This is a genomic window from Ruegeria sp. YTSC325, from assembly GCF_059609525.1.
This window is the reverse complement of record NZ_JBXWLY010000003.1, coordinates 79997-97453: the sequence shown is the minus strand read 5'-3', so window position 1 is coordinate 97453 and position 17457 is coordinate 79997. Positions and strand designations below refer to the sequence as shown.

Sequence of the window (17457 nt, the reverse complement as noted above, 5' to 3'; positions counted from 1 at the left end):
ACGAGTGTTGATTCTCAGTCCCGCCACAAGGACGGTGTGATCAAGGCGATAATTGCCAGCGTCTCAAGCCGTCCAATCACCATGGCGGCGCACATTGTCAGCTTTGCGCCCCCCGATAGATCAACCAGTCTGATGGGCACGTCAGTCGCCAATTCGATCAGAGGGCCCGTGGTGCTGAGGGCGGCAACTGTCAAAACCATCGCCTGCTCGAACCCCGCGCCCATTGCCGCCAACAACATGTTGAACAATGCAGCCGTCAACGCGAACATCATCAGAAAGATCCACGCAATAAAGGCGCCGTCGCTTTGGATGCGCTTATTTCCGCCCCCGACCCCGCTAACAGAAGACGGGTAGATCAGCCTGTCGATCTCGCGCGCACCATTCAGGTAAAGAGCAAACACACGCAGCAGTTTGACCCCTCCGGCCGTGGTCGCGACACCACCGCCAATCAGCGCGATTCCCAACAGAACAAGGCCCGGAGTCCCCAACCCCGACAGCTGTTGCGCATCGTTCCAGTTTGCACTTTCGAACCCAGCGGTGGTCAAAAAGGACAATACTGTGAAAACCATCCCCCAGATCACACTGAGCGCTTGAACCGGCGTCAGTTGGTTGCCGATTTCATTCACTCCGGCCCAAACGCGGGTGAACAACAGTGCGGCGACAGCGACAACGATCATAAGGCCGATCCGGAACTCGGGGTCTTTGTCCAACCGCGAATACCCGGTTGTTGCCGTATCGGTGGAAAACGTCAGACGCGACAACGCGAAGAAAAGGAACAGAAAGATGATCGCCTCACCAGTGATCCCAGCCTGCGCTCCTTCCAATCCCCCGACCGGAGAGATACCCGACGTCGCCATCGTGGACATCGCATGACAGATCGCGGTCAGGCCGGTTTCCCCGGTAATCAGCAGCAACAAACAGATCACCAGCGTTAACCCGGCATAAACCGGGGTCAGCGTCCGGGTTACGCGGATGAGACGGCCACGCGGATCAACACGTTCACTTTGCGCCACGCCTGTCACAGGACGTCCCGGCTGACCACGTGCCGTAACCTCGAACCCGCCCAGCGACAACGGCGCAAGAATGGCCGCCGCCGAAATCCACATCAGCAACCCGCCCATCCAGCCTACTTGGGCCCGCCACAGATGCAGTGGGGCGCTCAACCGTTCGGGGTCAGGGAAGATATCCGCCCCCGTGGTAGTCAAGGCGCTGACCATGTCGAAATAGGCGTTCAGAAAAGTGGTGTTTCCAAGCGCATCATGCAAAGGAATCGCCAAAAACAACGGTAGAACGGTAAAACAGCCAAGAAGCACGGCCAATTGCCCAAGAGTTCCCCGGCGAGGAATACGATTGGATGAGGCCAACGCAATCGTGGCCACCACGAACAAACCCAGTAATCCAGAGTAGAAGAACGACCGCGAGGTATCGTGGTCATTCAAAGCCAGCGCATAAGCCGCAGGTATCCACATCGACACTGCGGCGATGCCCCAGATCAGCAAGAACAACGGCAAGCGCCGCACCAGTCCGATCTGATGTGCAACAACCCGCGCCATCAGAAGAAATCAATCGAAACCTGCATCAAGCGCTCGACCTCTGGCACATCCTTGGCCATCGCAAAGATCGCGACCACGTCTTTTTCCTCGATCCGCAGACTGCCCGAGGGACGCACCAACTCATCGCCCTTGCGGACCGCACCCACCAGAACACCTTCCGGGAAGTCAATGTCGCGTAGCCTTTGCCCGGCCATTGGAGAGGTCGAGAGGACTTCGGCCTCGATCACCTCGGCCTCGGCGTCCCCAATCGAATAGACCTGCCGCACCCGTCCGTGCCGGATATGGCGCAGGATCGAACTGACCGTTGTCGCGCGCGGGTTGATATATGCATCAATGCCAAGCGGCCCCATCAGCGCGACCATGCTGGGGTCGTTGATCAAAGCAATCGCCAATGCGCATCCTTCAGCTTTGGCTCGCACGGCAGCCAACATGTTGGCGCGGTCGTCATCCGTCACGGCCAGCATGGCATCCGCCCGTTCGATCCCGGCCTCACGCAGCAGTGCAGCGTCCAGACCATCGCCGTTCAGAACAATTGTCCGTTCCAATGCTTCGGCGGCTTGTTCTGCACAACTGCGGTCCCGCTCGATAATCTTGGCGCGGACACGACTTTCGCGTTCTTCCAATGTGCGCGCGACTTCCAGCCCGACATTGCCGCCTCCAACGATCACCACGCGATCCTGTTTCCTCTGCGCTTTGCCGAAAACCTCCATCGTGCGGTCCACGTCTTTGACATTGGCAAAGACATAGCATTCGTCACCAACGAACAGCTGATCTTCGGATTCCGGCGCAAACAACGTACCCTCGCGCCGCACCCCGACAACGATGGAACTGAGGGTCGAAAACAGATCCGTCAGCTGCCTCAGGGGCGTGTTCACGATCGGGCAATCCTCATCGATACGGATGCCCAAAAGCTGTGCCTTCTCATCCATGAACATCTCGGTATCGAATGCCGAAGGCGCCGAAAGGCGGCGCATGGCGGCAGCGGCCACCTCGCGCTCGGGACTGATTACGACGTCTATAGGCAGGTGATCCCGACGGTAGAGATCTGAGTGAATAGCTTGCAGGTAGGATTTTGACCGCAAACGCGCGATCTTGCGCTGAATTGAAAAAACGGAATGCGCCATCTGACAGGTGACCATGTTCACCTCGTCCGAATGGGTCGCGGCGATGATCATCTCGGCGTCACGCGCACCAGCGCGTTCCAAGACATCCGGGTAGCTGGCAAAGCCGGCAATGCCCTGAACGTCCAGCGTTTCAGTAGCCCTGCGGACAAGATCAGGGTTATTGTCCACTACCGTCACGTCGTTCAATTCGCCCGACAGATGCCGTGCAATCTGCCAGCCTACTTGGCCAGCGCCGCAAATGATGACCTTCATATCGTGGGCCCTTCTGCCTGAACGTTTTGAATGACAGATGGTCCCGAAGTGGTCAATTGAATTGTAAAATCCCTGAGGTCAGGGCATTCTAAGTCCATGAAAACAGTAATTCGTTTACTCATTCCTTTGACAGTCCTGACCGCATGCGGGCCATTGTCGATGTACTATCGCGAGGGCGAAAGTGTATCGCGCGTGCAGACCGAGACGACGCAATGTCAGGTGCAGGCCCTGAATGATGCGCCAGTCGCCAATCAGGTTCGTCAGGGACCGCCGACTTATTGGCCCGGGCGAACATATTGCGACAGCCGCGGTCGATGCCACCGCACAGGCGGTTGGTGGCAACCTGGTCAGATCTACACAGTCGATGTCAACCAAGGCCTGCGCAACACGGTCGAAGCACAGTGCATGGCCGCCAAAGGTTATCGCCCGATCAGCCTGCCGCCTTGTAAGCAAAGCGTTAAAAGCCGCGTGCCCGCCGTTCGTACAACCGAACTACCACCCCTGAGCACCGAGTCCTGTTTCGTCAAATTTGACGATGGCTCTTTCCAGATCATCACACCTGGCCAGGCAGGTTAAAGACCCGGCGGATTATTCCGCCGGCTCAGGTTCGTCAATCTGCGCAACCCGCGCACCCGACTTGTTCGATGTCACAACGCCCAACGACTTCAACTTGCGATGCAGCGCGCTGCGTTCCATCCCGACAAAGCTGGCGGTGCGACTAATATTCCCGCCAAACCGGTTGATCTGCGTCAGCAGATATTCACGCTCGAACGCCTCGCGTGCCTCGCGCAGCGGCAGAGTCGCCAGTGCACCCGACAAAACCACACGACCGGAGTCGTCGGATTTTTCATCCTCGGTCGGCAGTTCTCTGGCCTCAATCGGGCCGGTCCCATCCCCAAGGATCAACACACGCTCGATCAAGTTCTTCAGCTGACGCACGTTGCCCGGCCAGGTCATGGTTTGCAACAAGGCCACGGCTTCATCCGATATCTCGCGCACCGGCAGACCCTGAGACTCATTGCACATTTCTATGAAATGTTGCGCCAGAACCGGAATGTCCTCGCGCCGATCCTCCAACGAGGGCACGTCAATCGGAACAACATTCAGGCGGTGATACAGCTCTTCGCGGAACCGTTCTGCCGCGATTTCTTCGTCGAGGTTCTTGTTGGTCGATGAAATGACACGCAGATCCACGCGCACCTTGTCTGAGCCGCCAACACGCTGGAATTGCTGATCGACCAGCACCCGCAGGATCTTGGACTGAGTCCCCAACGGCATATCGGCAACCTCGTCAAAGTAGACAACGCCCCCATGAGCCTCTTCCAGCAATCCGGATTCGACGCCGCGCTCTGATGATTCTCGACCAAACAGAACCTCTTCCACACGCTCTGGTTCGATACCGGCGCAATTGACCGTCACAAATGGCGCGTTTGCCCGGTTCGAATGGGCGTGAATGTACCGCGCGGCGATCTCTTTGCCGGATCCGGCAGGACCGCTGAGCATGACGCGACCGTTCGACTTGGTCACCTTGTCCAACTGTCCCTGCATCGCGCGGAACGAGGCGGACTTGCCGATCATGTCGGAACTCGTGACCTCCTTGCGCTTGAGCGAGGCGTTCTCGCGGCGCAAGCGCGAGGTTTCCATCGCGCGACGGATAACAACCATCAACTGATCAATGTTAAAGGGCTTTTCGATAAAATCATAAGCCCCCTGCTTGATCGCCGCGACGGCGATCTCGATGTTCCCGTGACCCGAAATGATCACCACGGGCACATCCGGATTGTCGCGTTTGACCGCCTTAAGAATGTCGATCCCGTCCATACGGCTGTCCTTCAGCCAAATATCCAGAATCAGCAGACCCGGCGGCTCGGAATTGATCGAGGCCATGCACTCGTCCGAGTTGCCAGCCAGCCGGGTTGAATAGCCTTCGTCCTCCAGAATGTCGGACACCAGCTCGCGAATATCGCGTTCGTCATCTACGATTAGAATGTCACTCATCTTTGGCCTGCTTTCAGTTTGTTTGTTTTAATTGCCTGCTTTTGTGGCGCCGAGGATTGGGGGAAATTGCCCCCGGGCAACCGGATCACGGCCATCGCGCCAAAATGGTCCTGTCCGTCAAATACCGGTGCATCTTCCAAAGTCAGTGCACCGCCATGTTCTTCGATTATTTTCTTAACGATGGGCAGGCCAAGGCCCGTCCCCTCGTCTCGTGTGGTCACATAGGGCTCGAACAATCGCGCCCTGTCTTCCGGTAAACCTATTCCGTTATCTGCTATCGTTATCACCGTACCTGCGTCATCGGGCGTCACGTCCACTTTTATCTGTGGCTTCAGATTGTCGGGGGCACCCTTTCTTTTCAGCGTTTCGATAGCTTCACCCGCGTTTTTGATCAGGTTCGTCAAAGCCTGATTCAACATCGTCGCATCCACATCCAGTTGGATGGGCTGGTCTGGCAAAGAGGCCAGAATCTCGACATCCGGTTGTCCCGATTGCTGCAACAAGACCGCTTCTTGCACCAGCTCAACAATGTTTTCCTCGCGCCGCTCGGGTTCGGGCATCCGGGCGAATTTCGAAAATTCGTCGACGATCCGGCGCAAATCATTGGTCTGACGCACGATGACATCCGTCATCGACACCAACTTGTCGCAATCCTCTTCATCCAGCTTGGTCGAGAATTTGCGTTTGATCCGTTCCGCGCTCAGTTGGATCGGGGTCAAAGGGTTCTTGATCTCATGCGCGATCCGGCGCGCCACGTCACCCCAGGCTGCCAACCTCTGCGCACTGACCAGATCGGTTACGTCGTCAAATGCAACCACGTATCCTTCAAGTCCACCGTCCTCGCCGCGGCGGGTGGCCATACGTACCAACAGGTTTTCCAAGCGCCCTTTACGGGTCACCTTGACCTCACCCTGAACCGCTTCCTGACCGCTGTCCTTCAGCGTTTCGAATAGGGGAAGGAATTCAGGAACGGCAATGCCGATGGCCAAGTGTTCTTCGCCACGCGACCAGTCCAGCAACCGTTCAGCCGAGCGGTTCACGAATGTTACGCAACCATCCGGATCTACGCCGACAACCCCGGACGTGACCGAGCTGAGAACCGAGTCAAACAATCGCCGGCGGCGTTCGATTTGCCGCGTATTCTCAAGAAGGGTATCGCGCTGCCCTTTCAACTGCCGTGTCATCTGGTTGAAGTAACGGCCCAGCATCGCGATCTCATCATCGCTGGCCTCTTCAATCACCTGAACGCTCAGATCACCCGCACCAACCCTTTGGGCCGCCGTTGTCAACCGCCCCACCGGGCGCGAGAGGCGCTCGGCAAACCACATTCCCAAAGACATCGCAGCAAGGATCAAAATGACCGCAAAGCCAAGATACAAAAGACCGAACTCGAACAGAACCCGGCCCCGGTCGCTTTCAAGCTGTTGATAGAACTGTGCCGTTTCCTTGGTGTCGTCCAGCAAGGTCAGCAACTGCCCGTCGACTTCGCGACTTACATAAAGGTATCGATCCAGAAAGGCGCGCAGAGGAACCAACGCCCGGAATTCGCTGTTCTGCCAATCTGCAATGATCAAAAGGCCCGTATCAGCGGCTTCGACCAGTTGCTCTGGCGTCGGAGCTTCGTAGTTGAACAGGTACGACCTGTCGCCGCGCGATTTGATCTCGCCACTGCCGTCGATGACATAAGCCTCGCGCAGACCACGCTGAATCTGAGATTGTCCCTGTGCCAACACAGACCGCAATTCGGCGTCCGAGATGTAGAAATCTACTGCGCGTGAATTGTCCAAGAACCGCGCAAGAACTGTGGCGTCCTGCGTCAAGCCCTCGCGGTGCTCTTGCTCGTAAGCTTCAGCGGCCGTGAGAGATGAGCCCACAACTTGCCGAACACGGTCTGAAAACCAACCCTCAAGCCCGATGTTCACCGTCAATCCGGCGAAGATGGCAACTGTCACGGTTGGAACCAACGCCAAAAGCGTAAATGCGCCGATCAGTCTGAGGTGCAGGCGCGAGCCCGCGGATTTCGCGCGCCGTGCCGCAATCAACGTACCAACCTGACTGAGCACAAGCGCCGCAACGACCAGTACATAGACCAAGTCCGCAAGCAGGATGAGCCGCAGAGTTGGTGCAGAAGCCCCAAGGTCAAAGGGGCCGATCACAAGATACGTCGCCAACGCCAAAGCAGGGCCCAGAAGAACCAGACCCAAGGTGCTAAAATTGCGCAGCTTTCGGGATTTTCGCCACCGATTAATCGATAGGATCAGCCCGCTCTGTGCTCGGGATGCCACCGTCTGCCCTCATCCTGATGCGCCGCTTTCGCGGCTAACCGCCATATTTCGTGGTCCTTGCCGGGTCAGAACCCGGATGCCACGCTTTGTGTGGCCATATTACATCAGTTTGCGTCTGCGTGTCACCTGAATATCGAGGTCTGTAATCTTTTTCCGCAGCGTATTCCGGTTAATCCCCAGAAGATCAGCACATTTTGCCTGATTCCCACCAGTTGCATCCAGCGCCAGTTCGATCAGCGGGGCTTCGACCTCGCGAAGAATGCGTTGGTAGAGACCCGGAGGTGGCAGCAAATTACCGTGCAGATCAAAGTACCGCCTCAGATGACGCGCAACCGACGCCGATAGTTTTTCGCGTTCGCCGTCACCCAGAACAGGTTCAGCCTCGGGCTGACTGCCCAGCACCATCTCAACCTCGGCTTTCGAGATTTCATCGGCGCGGCTGGTCAGGCTCAGACGGCGGATTGCGTTTTCAAGCTGCCGCACGTTACCCGGCCAGGAATAGCGTCGAACCAGTTCCACCGCGTCAGCGCTAAGCCAGCGCTTGGTGCCGTGCTCACGTTCTTCCCGTGCCAGAAAGTGATCGGCCAGCAAGGTGATGTCATCAACCCGTTCCCGCAATGCCGGCACATGAATGGTCGCACCGCACAAACGGTAATAGAGATCCTGACGCACGCGCCCACTCTCCATCGCCTCGGTCAGGTCGGACTGGCTGGTTGCCATAAAGCGCGGAACGTGATCGCCGGGCGTGTCCATCATGCGCACGATACGGGCCTGCAGTTCATCCTCGATATCGGCAATTTCATCAATCAGCAACGTACCGCCACGCACACGGGCCATCACCCGCGCGGGGCCTTCCAGATCCCGCAGATCGGCCGCAGTTGCAGTTACAAATGGCAGCGTCCGACGATCCGAGAAATCATGAATTGCCCTTGCAATCAGCGATTTACCCGTTCCACTTTCACCAGATATCATGACCGAAAGATCAGTGTTCATAACCCGTGCAACCAGCCGATAAAGCGCTTGCATTACCGGTGTCCGTCCGACCAAAGGCAATTCTTCCGGACGCTCGTCGACAGGTTCCGCCACTTCGGTCTGAACGCGCTGTTTCTGCTCCAGCGCGCGCGCAGTGCGCTTCATCAAATCCGGCAGGTCAAAGGGCTTGGGCAGATAATCATAAGCATCCGCCTCGGCCGCCTGAATTGCCGTCATGATCGTGTTCTGAGCCGAGATTACAATGACTGGCAAACCTGGACGGTCCTGAGCGATTTTTGGCAGCATTTCCAGACCGTTGCCGTCCGGCATTACGACATCCGAGATCACCACGTCCCCCTTGCCCTCACCAACCCAGCGCATCAGCGTGGTCAGTGAAGAGGTCGCATGCACCTTGCATCCAGCCCGCGTCAGGGCCTGTGTCAAAACGGTGCGGATCGTGCGGTCGTCATCTGCGACCAGAACTGTTCCATCCATTTGGTGCTCTCCTTAAGCTCTTTCCGGCTTTGTCTTACGTTGCATCCTTCGGTGCCCGCCTCAGCGAAATGCGGAACACCGTACGGCCCGGCACCGAGTCGGCGGAAATCCAGCCGTCATGGTCCGAGATGATCTTGCTCACCAGCGCCAGCCCGAGGCCGGTGCCGTTTTCCTTGCCCGACACGAACGGGTCGAAGATATCGCTACGGATTTTCTCGGGCAGGCCCGGCCCGTCGTCGATAATCTCGATTTGCAATGGCAGGGAATGGCCCGAACCATCACTGCGCCGAAGTCGGAAGGAATGTTCGAAATACGTCCTGATGCGAATTATTCCGCCTTTGGGATCAGCAGCTTCAGACGCGTTTTTCAACAAGTTCAAAATGACTTGCAGGAATTGATCCGGATCACCATAGGCCAGCGGCAACGAAGGGTCGTATTCCTCGATGATTTTCATATGCGCGCCGAATCCTAGCAAGGCCGACCGGCGTGCGCGGTCCAGGACATCATGAATATTCACTGGCTTGAAATCAGGCTCCGACAGGTTTCCGAACTGCTCGACCTGTTCCAACAGCTTTACGATACGACGACTCTCAGCGACGATAAGGTCTGTAAGTTCAAGGTCTTGCTGTGAGATGTTCATACTCAGCAGTTGCGCCGCGCCAGTGATGCCGGCCAGTGGATTCTTGATCTCATGCGCCAGCATCTCGGCCATGCCGATCGCCGACTGCGCCGCCGATTTAACAGTATTGCCCCGCGTCATCCGCCCTGCCAGTTCTCGCGGCGAGATGATCATGATCATTGAACCCGGATGACCAACCAATGGTGCAATCTGCAGCGCGCATTGCAGCGGCGCACGATTGCCCGAGCCCGCATCTACATCATTCACGAACAAGGGTGTTCCCTGCGCCCGCGCGCGCTCGAACGCCTCTTCTAGTGGCGCGTCGACCGCAATCTGATCCCAAACCGGGTGCCCGATCACCGATTTACGCGAGGCATTAAGGAATCCTTCGCCGGCTGAATTAACGTCGGATATCCGATCATCGCCATCAATTATGAAGGCCGGTACCGGAAGCGAAGTCCAAATACTCTGGTCTGAATTCATGCGACAGCCTCCGCCTCAGTGCTTACGGCGTCACCCAGCAGGCGGATCACCTCTTCCGTATCGCGAGAGGTCAGAACGGCGCGGCGCAAGGCTGCTGGCGTACCAGCTTGATCCATATACCAACCCAGATGTTTGCGCGCGACGCGCAGACCCAGATCGCTACCGTAAAAGCCCAGCATCGCCTGATAATGCGCGCGGACCATCTCGATCAGGTCCTCGCCCTGAGGCACCACCGGCGCAGGCGCGCCATAAAGATCGTGGCAGACCTGAGCCAGAACCCAAGGCTGACCTTGAGCACCCCGCCCGATCATGACGCCATCCGCGCCTGACTGATCCAACGCGGTTCCCGCTGTTTCCGTATCCACGATATCCCCATTTGCGACTACAGGGATATCGACCGCCTCTTTCACCGCGCGGATCGCCTGCCAGTCCGCCTGCCCCTTGTAGAACTGACAGCGCGTGCGCCCGTGGATCGTCACCATCTGCACCCCTGCCGCCTGCGCGCGCCGCGCGACGTCCGGCGCATTCAGTAATTTGTCGTCCCACCCCAAGCGCGTTTTCAGCGTGACCGGCACATCAACCGCCGCGACCACCGCCTCGATCAATGTCAGCGCATGATCCGGCGTTTTCAGCAGCGCCGAGCCGGAATAGCCATTCGTGACCTTCTTGGCCGGACACCCCATGTTGATGTCGATCACCCGCGCGCCCCGATCAGCGACCTGCCGGGCGGCCTCGGCCATCCAATGCGCCTCACGCCCGGCTAGTTGAACGGCGGTGTTTTCCACGTCGGCCGACAGCTCGGCCCGTTCGCGCACGCCGGGTTTGGCCTGCACCATTTCCTGGCTTGCAACCATTTCACTGACCACCATACCCGCGCCAAAGCGCATCACCAAATCGCGAAACGGGCGGTCGGTGATTCCGGCCATCGGGGCCAGCAGCACCGGCGGAGTCAGGTCTTTGTCTGCGAGTTGAAGAGTCAACGTGCTTAATCCTTGGGCAGTTGCGACTTAGATATCGAATTGAGCGTATATGAACAACAAAACGGCAGCTGAAAAGCCCGCAAAATCATCACTTGCTTAATTTTTAGGCGGGATAACGCGGGTGATTGCCTCTGCATTCACCGCACCCTAAACATTGCCCCGAATTTACCGGAGACACCGCCCATGACCACCGCAGCCATAATCGTTGCCGCAGGACGTGGCCTGCGCGCCGGAGGGGGTATCCCGAAACAATGGCGACCGCTAGGCGGACGCCGCGTCGCGGACTGGACGATTGAGCAGTTTCACGGGCAAGTCGATCACATCGTGCTGGTCTTGTCCCCCGAGGACAGCACCGCATGGGAAGAATTTGCCGCTTCAGATCTGATCCTGACCGCAGGTGGCGCAGATCGTCCGGGTTCGGTGCGCAATGGGCTGGCCGCCCTGAGCGATCTGGATGTGACCCGAGTTCTGATCCATGATGTCGCCCGTCCCTGTGTTAGCGCTCAGACTATTCACAACGTGTTGCAGGCGCTCGAAGCCAGCCCCGCTGCCGCCCCCGGCTTGGCAGTCACGGATGCGCTTTGGACCGGAGACGGACAAACGGTGACCGGCACGCAGGATCGCACCGGCCTTTTCGCCGCACAGACACCACAGGGCTTTCACTATAACACCATCGTCGCGGCCCATGCCGCTCATGCGGGCGGCGCGGCGGACGATGTCGAGGTTGCCCGCGCCGCAGGACTGGACGTGGCCATCGTGCCGGGCGACGCGGATAACATCAAAATCACAAGGCCCGAGGATTTTGCACGGGCGGAACGCATATTGGGAACGAATATGGATGTAAGGCTGGGCAACGGGTATGACGTGCATCGGTTTGGCGACGGGGATCATGTAATCCTGTGCGGCGTTCAGGTGCCGCATGATCGCGGCCTTCAGGGGCATTCGGACGCTGACGTGGGAATGCATGCCGTGACCGATGCGATCTATGGCGCTCTGGCGCAGGGAGATATCGGCCAACACTTCCCTCCCTCGGACCCGCAATGGAAAGGGGTCGCCAGCGAGATTTTCCTGCGCCACGCGGTCGAGCTGGCAGCGACGATGGGATACGCGATCTCGAATATCGATTGCACGCTGGTCTGCGAATACCCCAAGATCGGCCCGCATGCCGAGGCGATGCGGATCGAGATGGCCCGGATTATGGGGCTGCGGACCGATCAGGTCTCGGTCAAGGCGACAACGTCCGAACGGCTGGGCTTCACGGGCCGCAGCGAAGGCATTGCCTCGCTGGCTACAGCCTGCCTGGTGAAATCATGACCGCCGCGCGCCTGATCGGCACCGTCTGCGGTGTGGGCTATCTGCGCCCTGCGCCCGGCACATGGGGATCGCTCGCCGCCCTGCCCTTGGCGTGGGTCTTGCATACACTGGGTGGTTTCCCCCTGCTGATGATCGCCACGTTCGCGGTGTTCTTTGGCGGGCTCTGGGCGACCCGCTTGATGACCGCAGGGCAAGAGGACCACGACCCGTCCGAGATCGTCATAGATGAGGTCGCAGGCCAGTTCATCGCGCTTTGGGCGATCTCATACCCTTCATGGGCGCATGGGATCGAGATCACGGCGCTGTGGCCCGGCTGGGTTGCAGGGTTCCTGTTGTTCCGTCTGTTCGACATTACCAAACCGGGCCCGGTTGGCTGGGCCGACCGCAAGGGGGATGCGATGGGCGTGATGCTGGATGACGTGATCGCCGGGGTCTTTGCCGCCATCGGCGTCTTGATCCTGGCCGGGATCGCGCATGGGGTTTTGGGGCTATGACCGTCGCCGCGCTACTGGACCGCGCCAAGGCGCAAGGAGTGATGATCGCCACCGCCGAAAGTTGCACCGGGGGTATGGTCGCCGCGGCGCTGACTGACATCCCCGGCAGTTCGGCCGTGGTGGACCGAGGTTTCGTGACCTACACCAACGCCGCAAAACAGCAGATGTTGGGCGTACAGGCGGCGACTCTGGACGCGCACGGCGCGGTCTCGGAACAGGTTGCCCGCGAGATGGCTGAGGGCGCCCTGCAGCATTCCAACGCGCAACTGGCCGTATCGATCACCGGCATCGCGGGCCCCGGTGGGTCCGAGTTCAAACCCGAGGGGCGCGTCTGCTTCGGAATCGCCGCTACAGGGCAGCTGACCCAAACGCAAACCATCGAATTTGGTGCACTTGGCCGTGACGCCGTCCGGCTGGCCGCGCGCGATCACGCGCTGAATTTGTTGTCAGATGCGCTTTCTAATATCGCCTAATTTTTTCGCAACCCTGCAAACATGACGCACATTTAATCATCAATAAGACAAAAGCCCCATAAATAGGCGTCTTTTTTAACGATTGCCTCTTTTTTCCCCACCCGTGCTCCGCTTCAAGCCCCGCCACGCAAGCTGAAGAGGAGAGCGGCTGATGAATGGAGCCGATACCGCCTGGATCATAGTGGCAACCGCCTTGGTCCTGTTTATGACACTTCCGGGCCTGGCCCTGTTCTATGGTGGCCTCGTGCGCGCCCGCAACGTGCTGAGCGTTTTCATGCACTGTTTCAGCATCGCCTGCCTGATGAGCATCCTGTGGCTGGTCGCAGGCTATTCCATCGCGTTCGGCGACGGTGGATCTGGGCTGTGGGGCGGTCTGGGCAAGGCGTTTCTGAATGGGGTCGATGCAGACAGCCTGTCAGGCAACCTGCCTGAGGTTCTCTTTTTCGCGTTCCAGATGACCTTTGCCATCATCACGCCCGCGCTGATCGTAGGCGCATATGTGGAACGCGTGGGCTTTGGCTTTGTGCTGACCTTCTCGGGCCTGTGGATGTTGCTGTGCTATGCGCCGGTGGTGCATTGGATCTGGGGCGGCGGCATGCTGACCGATGGCGGCATTCTGGGAGAGGTCGGCGTGCGCGATTTCGCAGGCGGTATCGTGGTACATGAAACCGCCGGTCTGGCCGCGCTGATCATTGCCGTGGTGCTGGGCCCGCGCCGCAACCGCACGACGCCGCCGCACAATCCGGGTTTTGTCATGATCGGCGCCGCGATGCTGTGGGTCGGCTGGTTCGGCTTTAACGGCGGGTCGCAACTTGCCGCTGACGGGGGCGCCGCGATGGCGATGACCGTGACGCATATCTCGGCTGCAACCGCCTCGCTGACATGGGCACTTTACGAACGGATTAAATACGGCAAAGCGTCGATGGTCGGTCTGGTGACCGGTACGATCGCTGGTTTGGCCTCCATCACACCTGCCTCGGGCTATGTGGATCCGGTTCAGGCGCTGATCATCGGTGCCGTGGCTGGTGTGCTGTGCCAGGAAGCGGTGAATGTCATCCGCAACGTTCTGAAAATCGACGATACACTGGATGTGTTCGCCGTGCATGGCGTTGGGGGCATCTTTGGCACCATCATGATCGCCGTCTTTGGCCTAGGGGCCTGGACTGCACAGTTGGGTGGCCTGGTCATCGTTGGTGTCTTCACCGCCGTCGTGACCTTTGTGCTGATCAAACTGGTCGCTCTGATCACGCCGCTGCGTGTGGATGCCGAGACAGAAACCAATGGCCTCGACCTGTCGGTGCATGGTGAACGCGCCTATGACATGACAAGCTGATCGCGCGCCATACTAAACGTGCTAAGCGGGCCCCTTGCGGGTCCGCTTTTCTTTTGCCCGCCCTCTCGACTCTGGGGGGCACCGCGCGTTATCAGCCCGCAACCTGTTTTCAGCCCAGAGGTTTGCACCATGATCCCCAGCTCGTACCCCGACAGCACCGAAATCGCCCGCCTGACCGCGCGGATGCTGCTGGAGATCAAGGCCGTCCACTTCAATTCGCGCGAGCCGTTCACGCTGGCCTCGGGCCTGCCCAGCCCGACCTATATCGACTGCCGCAAGCTGATCTCATACCCGCGTATCCGCTCGACTCTGATGGATTTCCTGACGGTCACCGTGATGCGCGATGCCGGGTTCGAGGCGTTCGACAACATCGCCGGTGGCGAAACCGCAGGCATCCCCTTTGCCGCCATGGTCGCCGAGCGCATCGCCCTGCCGATGACCTATGTGCGCAAAAAGCCCAAAGGATACGGCCGCAACGCCCGTATCGAGGGCGCAATGTCCGAAGGTGAGCGCGTGCTGCTTGTCGAGGACCTGACCACCGATGGCGGGTCCAAGTTGTCTTTTGTGGATGCAATCCGCGAAACCGGCGCAACCTGCGGCCATACGGCGGTGATCTTCTACTATGGCATCTTCCCCGAGACCGAAAAGACGCTGGGCGACCACGGCGTGAAGCTGCATTCGCTGTGTACGTGGTGGGACGTTCTGGCCGAGGCCAAGGCGCAGAAAGCCTTTGACACTGAGACACTTGACGGGGTCGAGGCCTTCCTGAACGATCCGCGTGGATGGCAGGAAGCCAATAAATCCACATAAACCTCTTGTGGGTAATTTGGGGATAAGCCCGGAAGAATCGGTGCACCAAGCACGATATCTGGTGACTTTCCCCGCCTTTCCTACATAATAAGCGATACACATTCAGATATCCTATCTGTCTGGAAACTTATCCCTAGGTCTTACCCCAAGTTAACCACAGGGATTTCCAGATGGATTGGGACGGCCATTCGCGTGTAGAACCTCATCAGGGCAGTGGGGACAAAATGAACGAGATAAGCAGTATCGAGCAGGCAGCGGCGCAGATTCAGAACGCCGAAACCATGCCGCATTCCATTGAGGCTGAACAACAGCTTCTCGGTGCCATCCTGACGAACAACGATCTGTATGACCGGGTGGCCTCGATCATTGGGGCCGAGCATTTCTATGATCCGGTCCATGCCCGCATCTATGAGGTCGCGGCCAATCGCATCGCCAAGAATGCGCTGGCCTCGCCCGTGACGCTGAAATCCTTCATGGCCGAGGATGAGGGCCTGAAAGAGTTGGGTGGCCCCGCCTATCTGGTCAAACTGGCGGGTGCTTCGATCAGTGCGTTTGCGGTGCATGATTATGCCCAGATGATCTATGACCTCGCCATCCGGCGCGAATTGATCCGGCTGGGCCGCGACATCTCGGACAAGGCGGCACGGGTTGATGTGTCCAGCGAGCCCAAGGAACAGATCGTCGAGGCCGAGCAACAGCTTTACCAGTTATCCGAGCAGGGCCAGACCGAACAGGGATTTCAATCCTTCCTCAAGGCGGTCACAGAAGCCGTCAACGTCACCAACGAAGCGTATCAGCGCGGTGGCGGCATGGCGGGGATTTCCACCGGTCTGGCCGATTTGGACAAACAGCTTGGGGGCCTGCACCCGTCGGACCTGATCATTCTGGCCGGGCGTCCGTCGATGGGGAAAACCTCATTGGCGACCAACGTCGCGTTCAACGTGGCCAAGGCGTATAAGCGCGGCACCAAATCGGACGGGTCCGAAGGGGCTGTGGATGGCGGCGTGGTCGGATTCTTTTCTCTGGAGATGAGCGCGGAACAACTGGCCGGCCGGGTTCTGGCCGAAGCCTCTGAAATCTCAAGCCACAAGATCCGCCAAGGCGATATGACCGAGGCCGAGTTCCGCAGGTTCGTGGACGCCGCCAAAGAGTTGGAAGCCTGCCCGCTGTTCATCGACGACACCCCTGCCCTGCCGATCTCGCAGCTTGCCGCCCGCGCGCGGCGGCTCAAGCGAACGCATGGGCTGGATCTGTTGGTGATCGACTATCTGCAGCTGTGCCGGGGCATGTCCGACAACCGCGTCAACGAAATTGCCGAAATTTCGATGGGCATGAAGGCCATCGCCAAGGAGTTGAATATCCCGGTGATCGCCCTGTCTCAGCTCTCGCGTCAGGTGGAAAGTCGCGACGACAAGCGCCCGCAACTGTCTGACCTGCGGGAATCGGGCTCGATCGAACAGGACGCCGACGTTGTGATGTTCGTGTTCCGCGAGGAATACTACAAAGAGCGTGAAAAGCCCGGCGATCATGAGCTGGAAAAAATGGAAGAGTGGAAGCAGGCCATGGACCGCCTGCATGGCAAGGCCGAAGTCATTGTCGGCAAGCAGCGTCACGGCCCCATCGGCACGGTCGAACTGTCGTTTGAGGCGCAGTTCACTCGCTTTGGCAACCTGGTCAAACCCTGGCAGCAGGACGGCCAGATCGAAGGCTACTGACAGTCACCACAACCCGGGCTGATCGAAGGCTGGCAGACAGCGCGATGGCCCGGCTATTGGCCTAAATTCCTTGGTGTTCAGCGATTGGCCAAGCCACCCATGCGGCTGGCTCAGATCGTGGGGCGGTCGCGCGAACTCTGGTGTCATCGACTGAAACCCCGACTTACCGTAATAGGCCGGGTCACCATAAGTCACCGCGACCTCGGCCCCTGCTTGGCGAACCTGTTCCAACCCGTACGCGATCAACTTCTGCCCGATCCCTTGCTTCTGACGATCTGTAGCAACCGCAACCGGGGACATCAGCACCACCTTGCGCGGGTCTTCGTCATAGGTCAGGCGAGAAAAGAAAATGCACCCGCACAGGCGCTCGGATGTATGCACTGTCACGCACAGCAAATCATCGGCCTCAGTGGTCTTGATCAGTGCAACAGTCAGCGCCTTCAACGCTTCGCCTTCGTCCGAGCCTTCGGATGCGCTGAAAACGGCCCGGAAGAACTCGGGGATTTCGGCTTCCATGCCAGTAACACCTGATGAAAACTGCACAAATTCTACTCCTG

General features: G+C 58.7%; 15 protein-coding genes. 7 read left to right on the top strand and 8 right to left on the bottom strand.

Annotation, left to right across the window (positions count from 1 at the left end):
* Window positions 1-14 precede the first annotated feature (14 nt).
* Both AC2FF7_RS05675 and trkA read right to left on the bottom strand, forming a co-directional pair.
* Entirely contained in the window at window positions 15-1553 is a 1539-nt protein-coding gene (locus AC2FF7_RS05675; protein WP_170752841.1) for a TrkH family potassium uptake protein, read from the bottom strand.
* Entirely contained in the window at window positions 1553-2929 is a 1377-nt protein-coding gene (trkA, locus tag AC2FF7_RS05670; RefSeq protein ID WP_170724253.1) for a Trk system potassium transporter TrkA, read from the bottom strand. The genes AC2FF7_RS05675 and trkA overlap by 1 nt, the downstream gene beginning before the upstream one ends.
* Before the next feature lie 96 nt (window positions 2930-3025).
* On the opposite strand from trkA, the gene AC2FF7_RS05665 reads away from it, so the two are divergent.
* Window positions 3026-3505, top strand: a complete 480-nt coding sequence (locus AC2FF7_RS05665; RefSeq protein ID WP_209194490.1) for a hypothetical protein — start codon at window positions 3026-3028, stop codon at window positions 3503-3505.
* A 12-nt stretch (window positions 3506-3517) separates the two neighbouring features.
* Here the strand turns inward: AC2FF7_RS05665 and ntrX are convergent, their stop codons facing one another.
* The 5 genes from ntrX to dusB form a co-directional block, all read right to left on the bottom strand.
* Complete coding sequence (gene ntrX / locus AC2FF7_RS05660; RefSeq protein WP_496905333.1) at window positions 3518-4927, bottom strand: nitrogen assimilation response regulator NtrX; 1410 nt, start codon at window positions 4925-4927, stop codon at window positions 3518-3520.
* Complete coding sequence (locus tag AC2FF7_RS05655) at window positions 4924-7212, bottom strand: sensor histidine kinase NtrY-like (protein ID WP_170354344.1); 2289 nt, start codon at window positions 7210-7212, stop codon at window positions 4924-4926. Before AC2FF7_RS05655 ends, ntrX begins: the two co-directional genes overlap by 4 nt.
* A gap of 99 nt (window positions 7213-7311) precedes the next feature.
* Window positions 7312-8679 (bottom strand): response regulator, encoded by a 1368-nt coding sequence (locus AC2FF7_RS05650; protein WP_170354345.1) that lies wholly within the window; start codon window positions 8677-8679, stop codon window positions 7312-7314.
* 34 nt (window positions 8680-8713) lie between these two features.
* Window positions 8714-9781 (bottom strand): two-component system sensor histidine kinase NtrB, encoded by a 1068-nt coding sequence (locus AC2FF7_RS05645; protein WP_170354346.1) that lies wholly within the window; start codon window positions 9779-9781, stop codon window positions 8714-8716.
* Complete coding sequence (gene dusB / locus AC2FF7_RS05640; RefSeq protein ID WP_480865666.1) at window positions 9778-10761, bottom strand: tRNA dihydrouridine synthase DusB; 984 nt, start codon at window positions 10759-10761, stop codon at window positions 9778-9780. The genes AC2FF7_RS05645 and dusB overlap by 4 nt, the downstream gene beginning before the upstream one ends.
* A 183-nt stretch (window positions 10762-10944) precedes the next feature.
* On the opposite strand from dusB, the gene AC2FF7_RS05635 reads away from it, so the two are divergent.
* The 6 genes from AC2FF7_RS05635 (at window position 10945) to AC2FF7_RS05610 (ending at window position 16900) form a co-directional block, all read left to right on the top strand.
* Window positions 10945-12075 (top strand): bifunctional 2-C-methyl-D-erythritol 4-phosphate cytidylyltransferase/2-C-methyl-D-erythritol 2,4-cyclodiphosphate synthase, encoded by a 1131-nt coding sequence (locus AC2FF7_RS05635; protein WP_480865667.1) that lies wholly within the window; start codon window positions 10945-10947, stop codon window positions 12073-12075.
* Window positions 12072-12569 (top strand): phosphatidylglycerophosphatase A family protein, encoded by a 498-nt coding sequence (locus AC2FF7_RS05630; protein ID WP_480865668.1) that lies wholly within the window; start codon window positions 12072-12074, stop codon window positions 12567-12569. Before AC2FF7_RS05635 ends, AC2FF7_RS05630 begins: the two co-directional genes overlap by 4 nt.
* Window positions 12566-13042 (top strand): CinA family protein, encoded by a 477-nt coding sequence (locus AC2FF7_RS05625; protein ID WP_480865669.1) that lies wholly within the window; start codon window positions 12566-12568, stop codon window positions 13040-13042. Before AC2FF7_RS05630 ends, AC2FF7_RS05625 begins: the two co-directional genes overlap by 4 nt.
* Before the next feature lie 151 nt (window positions 13043-13193).
* Window positions 13194-14375 carry an ammonium transporter gene (locus AC2FF7_RS05620; RefSeq protein ID WP_480865670.1) on the top strand — a complete coding sequence of 394 codons (1182 nt, stop codon included), beginning with the start codon at window positions 13194-13196 and terminating at the stop codon, window positions 14373-14375.
* Between the two features lie 129 nt (window positions 14376-14504).
* Window positions 14505-15185 carry an orotate phosphoribosyltransferase gene (locus AC2FF7_RS05615; protein ID WP_496905332.1) on the top strand — a complete coding sequence of 227 codons (681 nt, stop codon included), beginning with the start codon at window positions 14505-14507 and terminating at the stop codon, window positions 15183-15185.
* Window positions 15186-15409: 224 nt separating this feature from the next.
* Window positions 15410-16900: a replicative DNA helicase gene (locus tag AC2FF7_RS05610; protein WP_170354353.1), complete on the top strand. Its 1491-nt coding sequence runs from the start codon at window positions 15410-15412 to the stop codon at window positions 16898-16900.
* A gap of 3 nt (window positions 16901-16903) precedes the next feature.
* Here the strand turns inward: AC2FF7_RS05610 and AC2FF7_RS05605 are convergent, their stop codons facing one another.
* Window positions 16904-17443, bottom strand: coding sequence for a GNAT family N-acetyltransferase (locus tag AC2FF7_RS05605; protein ID WP_480865671.1), 540 nt, complete (start codon window positions 17441-17443; stop codon window positions 16904-16906).
* Window positions 17444-17457 lie beyond the last annotated feature (14 nt).

Excerpts from the sequence above, each read along its gene's own strand:
- AC2FF7_RS05675 (WP_170752841.1), bottom strand. The coding sequence starts at position 1,553 with ATGGCGCGGGTTGTTGCACATCAGATCGGACTGGTGCGGCGCTTGCCG.
- trkA (WP_170724253.1), bottom strand. The coding sequence starts at position 2,929 with ATGAAGGTCATCATTTGCGGCGCTGGCCAAGTAGGCTGGCAGATTGCA.
- AC2FF7_RS05665 (WP_209194490.1), top strand. The coding sequence starts at position 3,026 with ATGAAAACAGTAATTCGTTTACTCATTCCTTTGACAGTCCTGACCGCA.
- ntrX (WP_496905333.1), bottom strand. The coding sequence starts at position 4,927 with ATGAGTGACATTCTAATCGTAGATGACGAACGCGATATTCGCGAGCTG.
- AC2FF7_RS05650 (WP_170354345.1), bottom strand. The coding sequence starts at position 8,679 with ATGGATGGAACAGTTCTGGTCGCAGATGACGACCGCACGATCCGCACC.
- AC2FF7_RS05645 (WP_170354346.1), bottom strand. The coding sequence starts at position 9,781 with ATGAATTCAGACCAGAGTATTTGGACTTCGCTTCCGGTACCGGCCTTC.
- AC2FF7_RS05635 (WP_480865667.1), top strand. The coding sequence starts at position 10,945 with ATGACCACCGCAGCCATAATCGTTGCCGCAGGACGTGGCCTGCGCGCC.
- AC2FF7_RS05630 (WP_480865668.1), top strand. The coding sequence starts at position 12,072 with ATGACCGCCGCGCGCCTGATCGGCACCGTCTGCGGTGTGGGCTATCTG.
- AC2FF7_RS05625 (WP_480865669.1), top strand. The coding sequence starts at position 12,566 with ATGACCGTCGCCGCGCTACTGGACCGCGCCAAGGCGCAAGGAGTGATG.
- AC2FF7_RS05620 (WP_480865670.1), top strand. The coding sequence starts at position 13,194 with ATGAATGGAGCCGATACCGCCTGGATCATAGTGGCAACCGCCTTGGTC.
- AC2FF7_RS05615 (WP_496905332.1), top strand. The coding sequence starts at position 14,505 with ATGATCCCCAGCTCGTACCCCGACAGCACCGAAATCGCCCGCCTGACC.
- AC2FF7_RS05610 (WP_170354353.1), top strand. The coding sequence starts at position 15,410 with ATGAACGAGATAAGCAGTATCGAGCAGGCAGCGGCGCAGATTCAGAAC.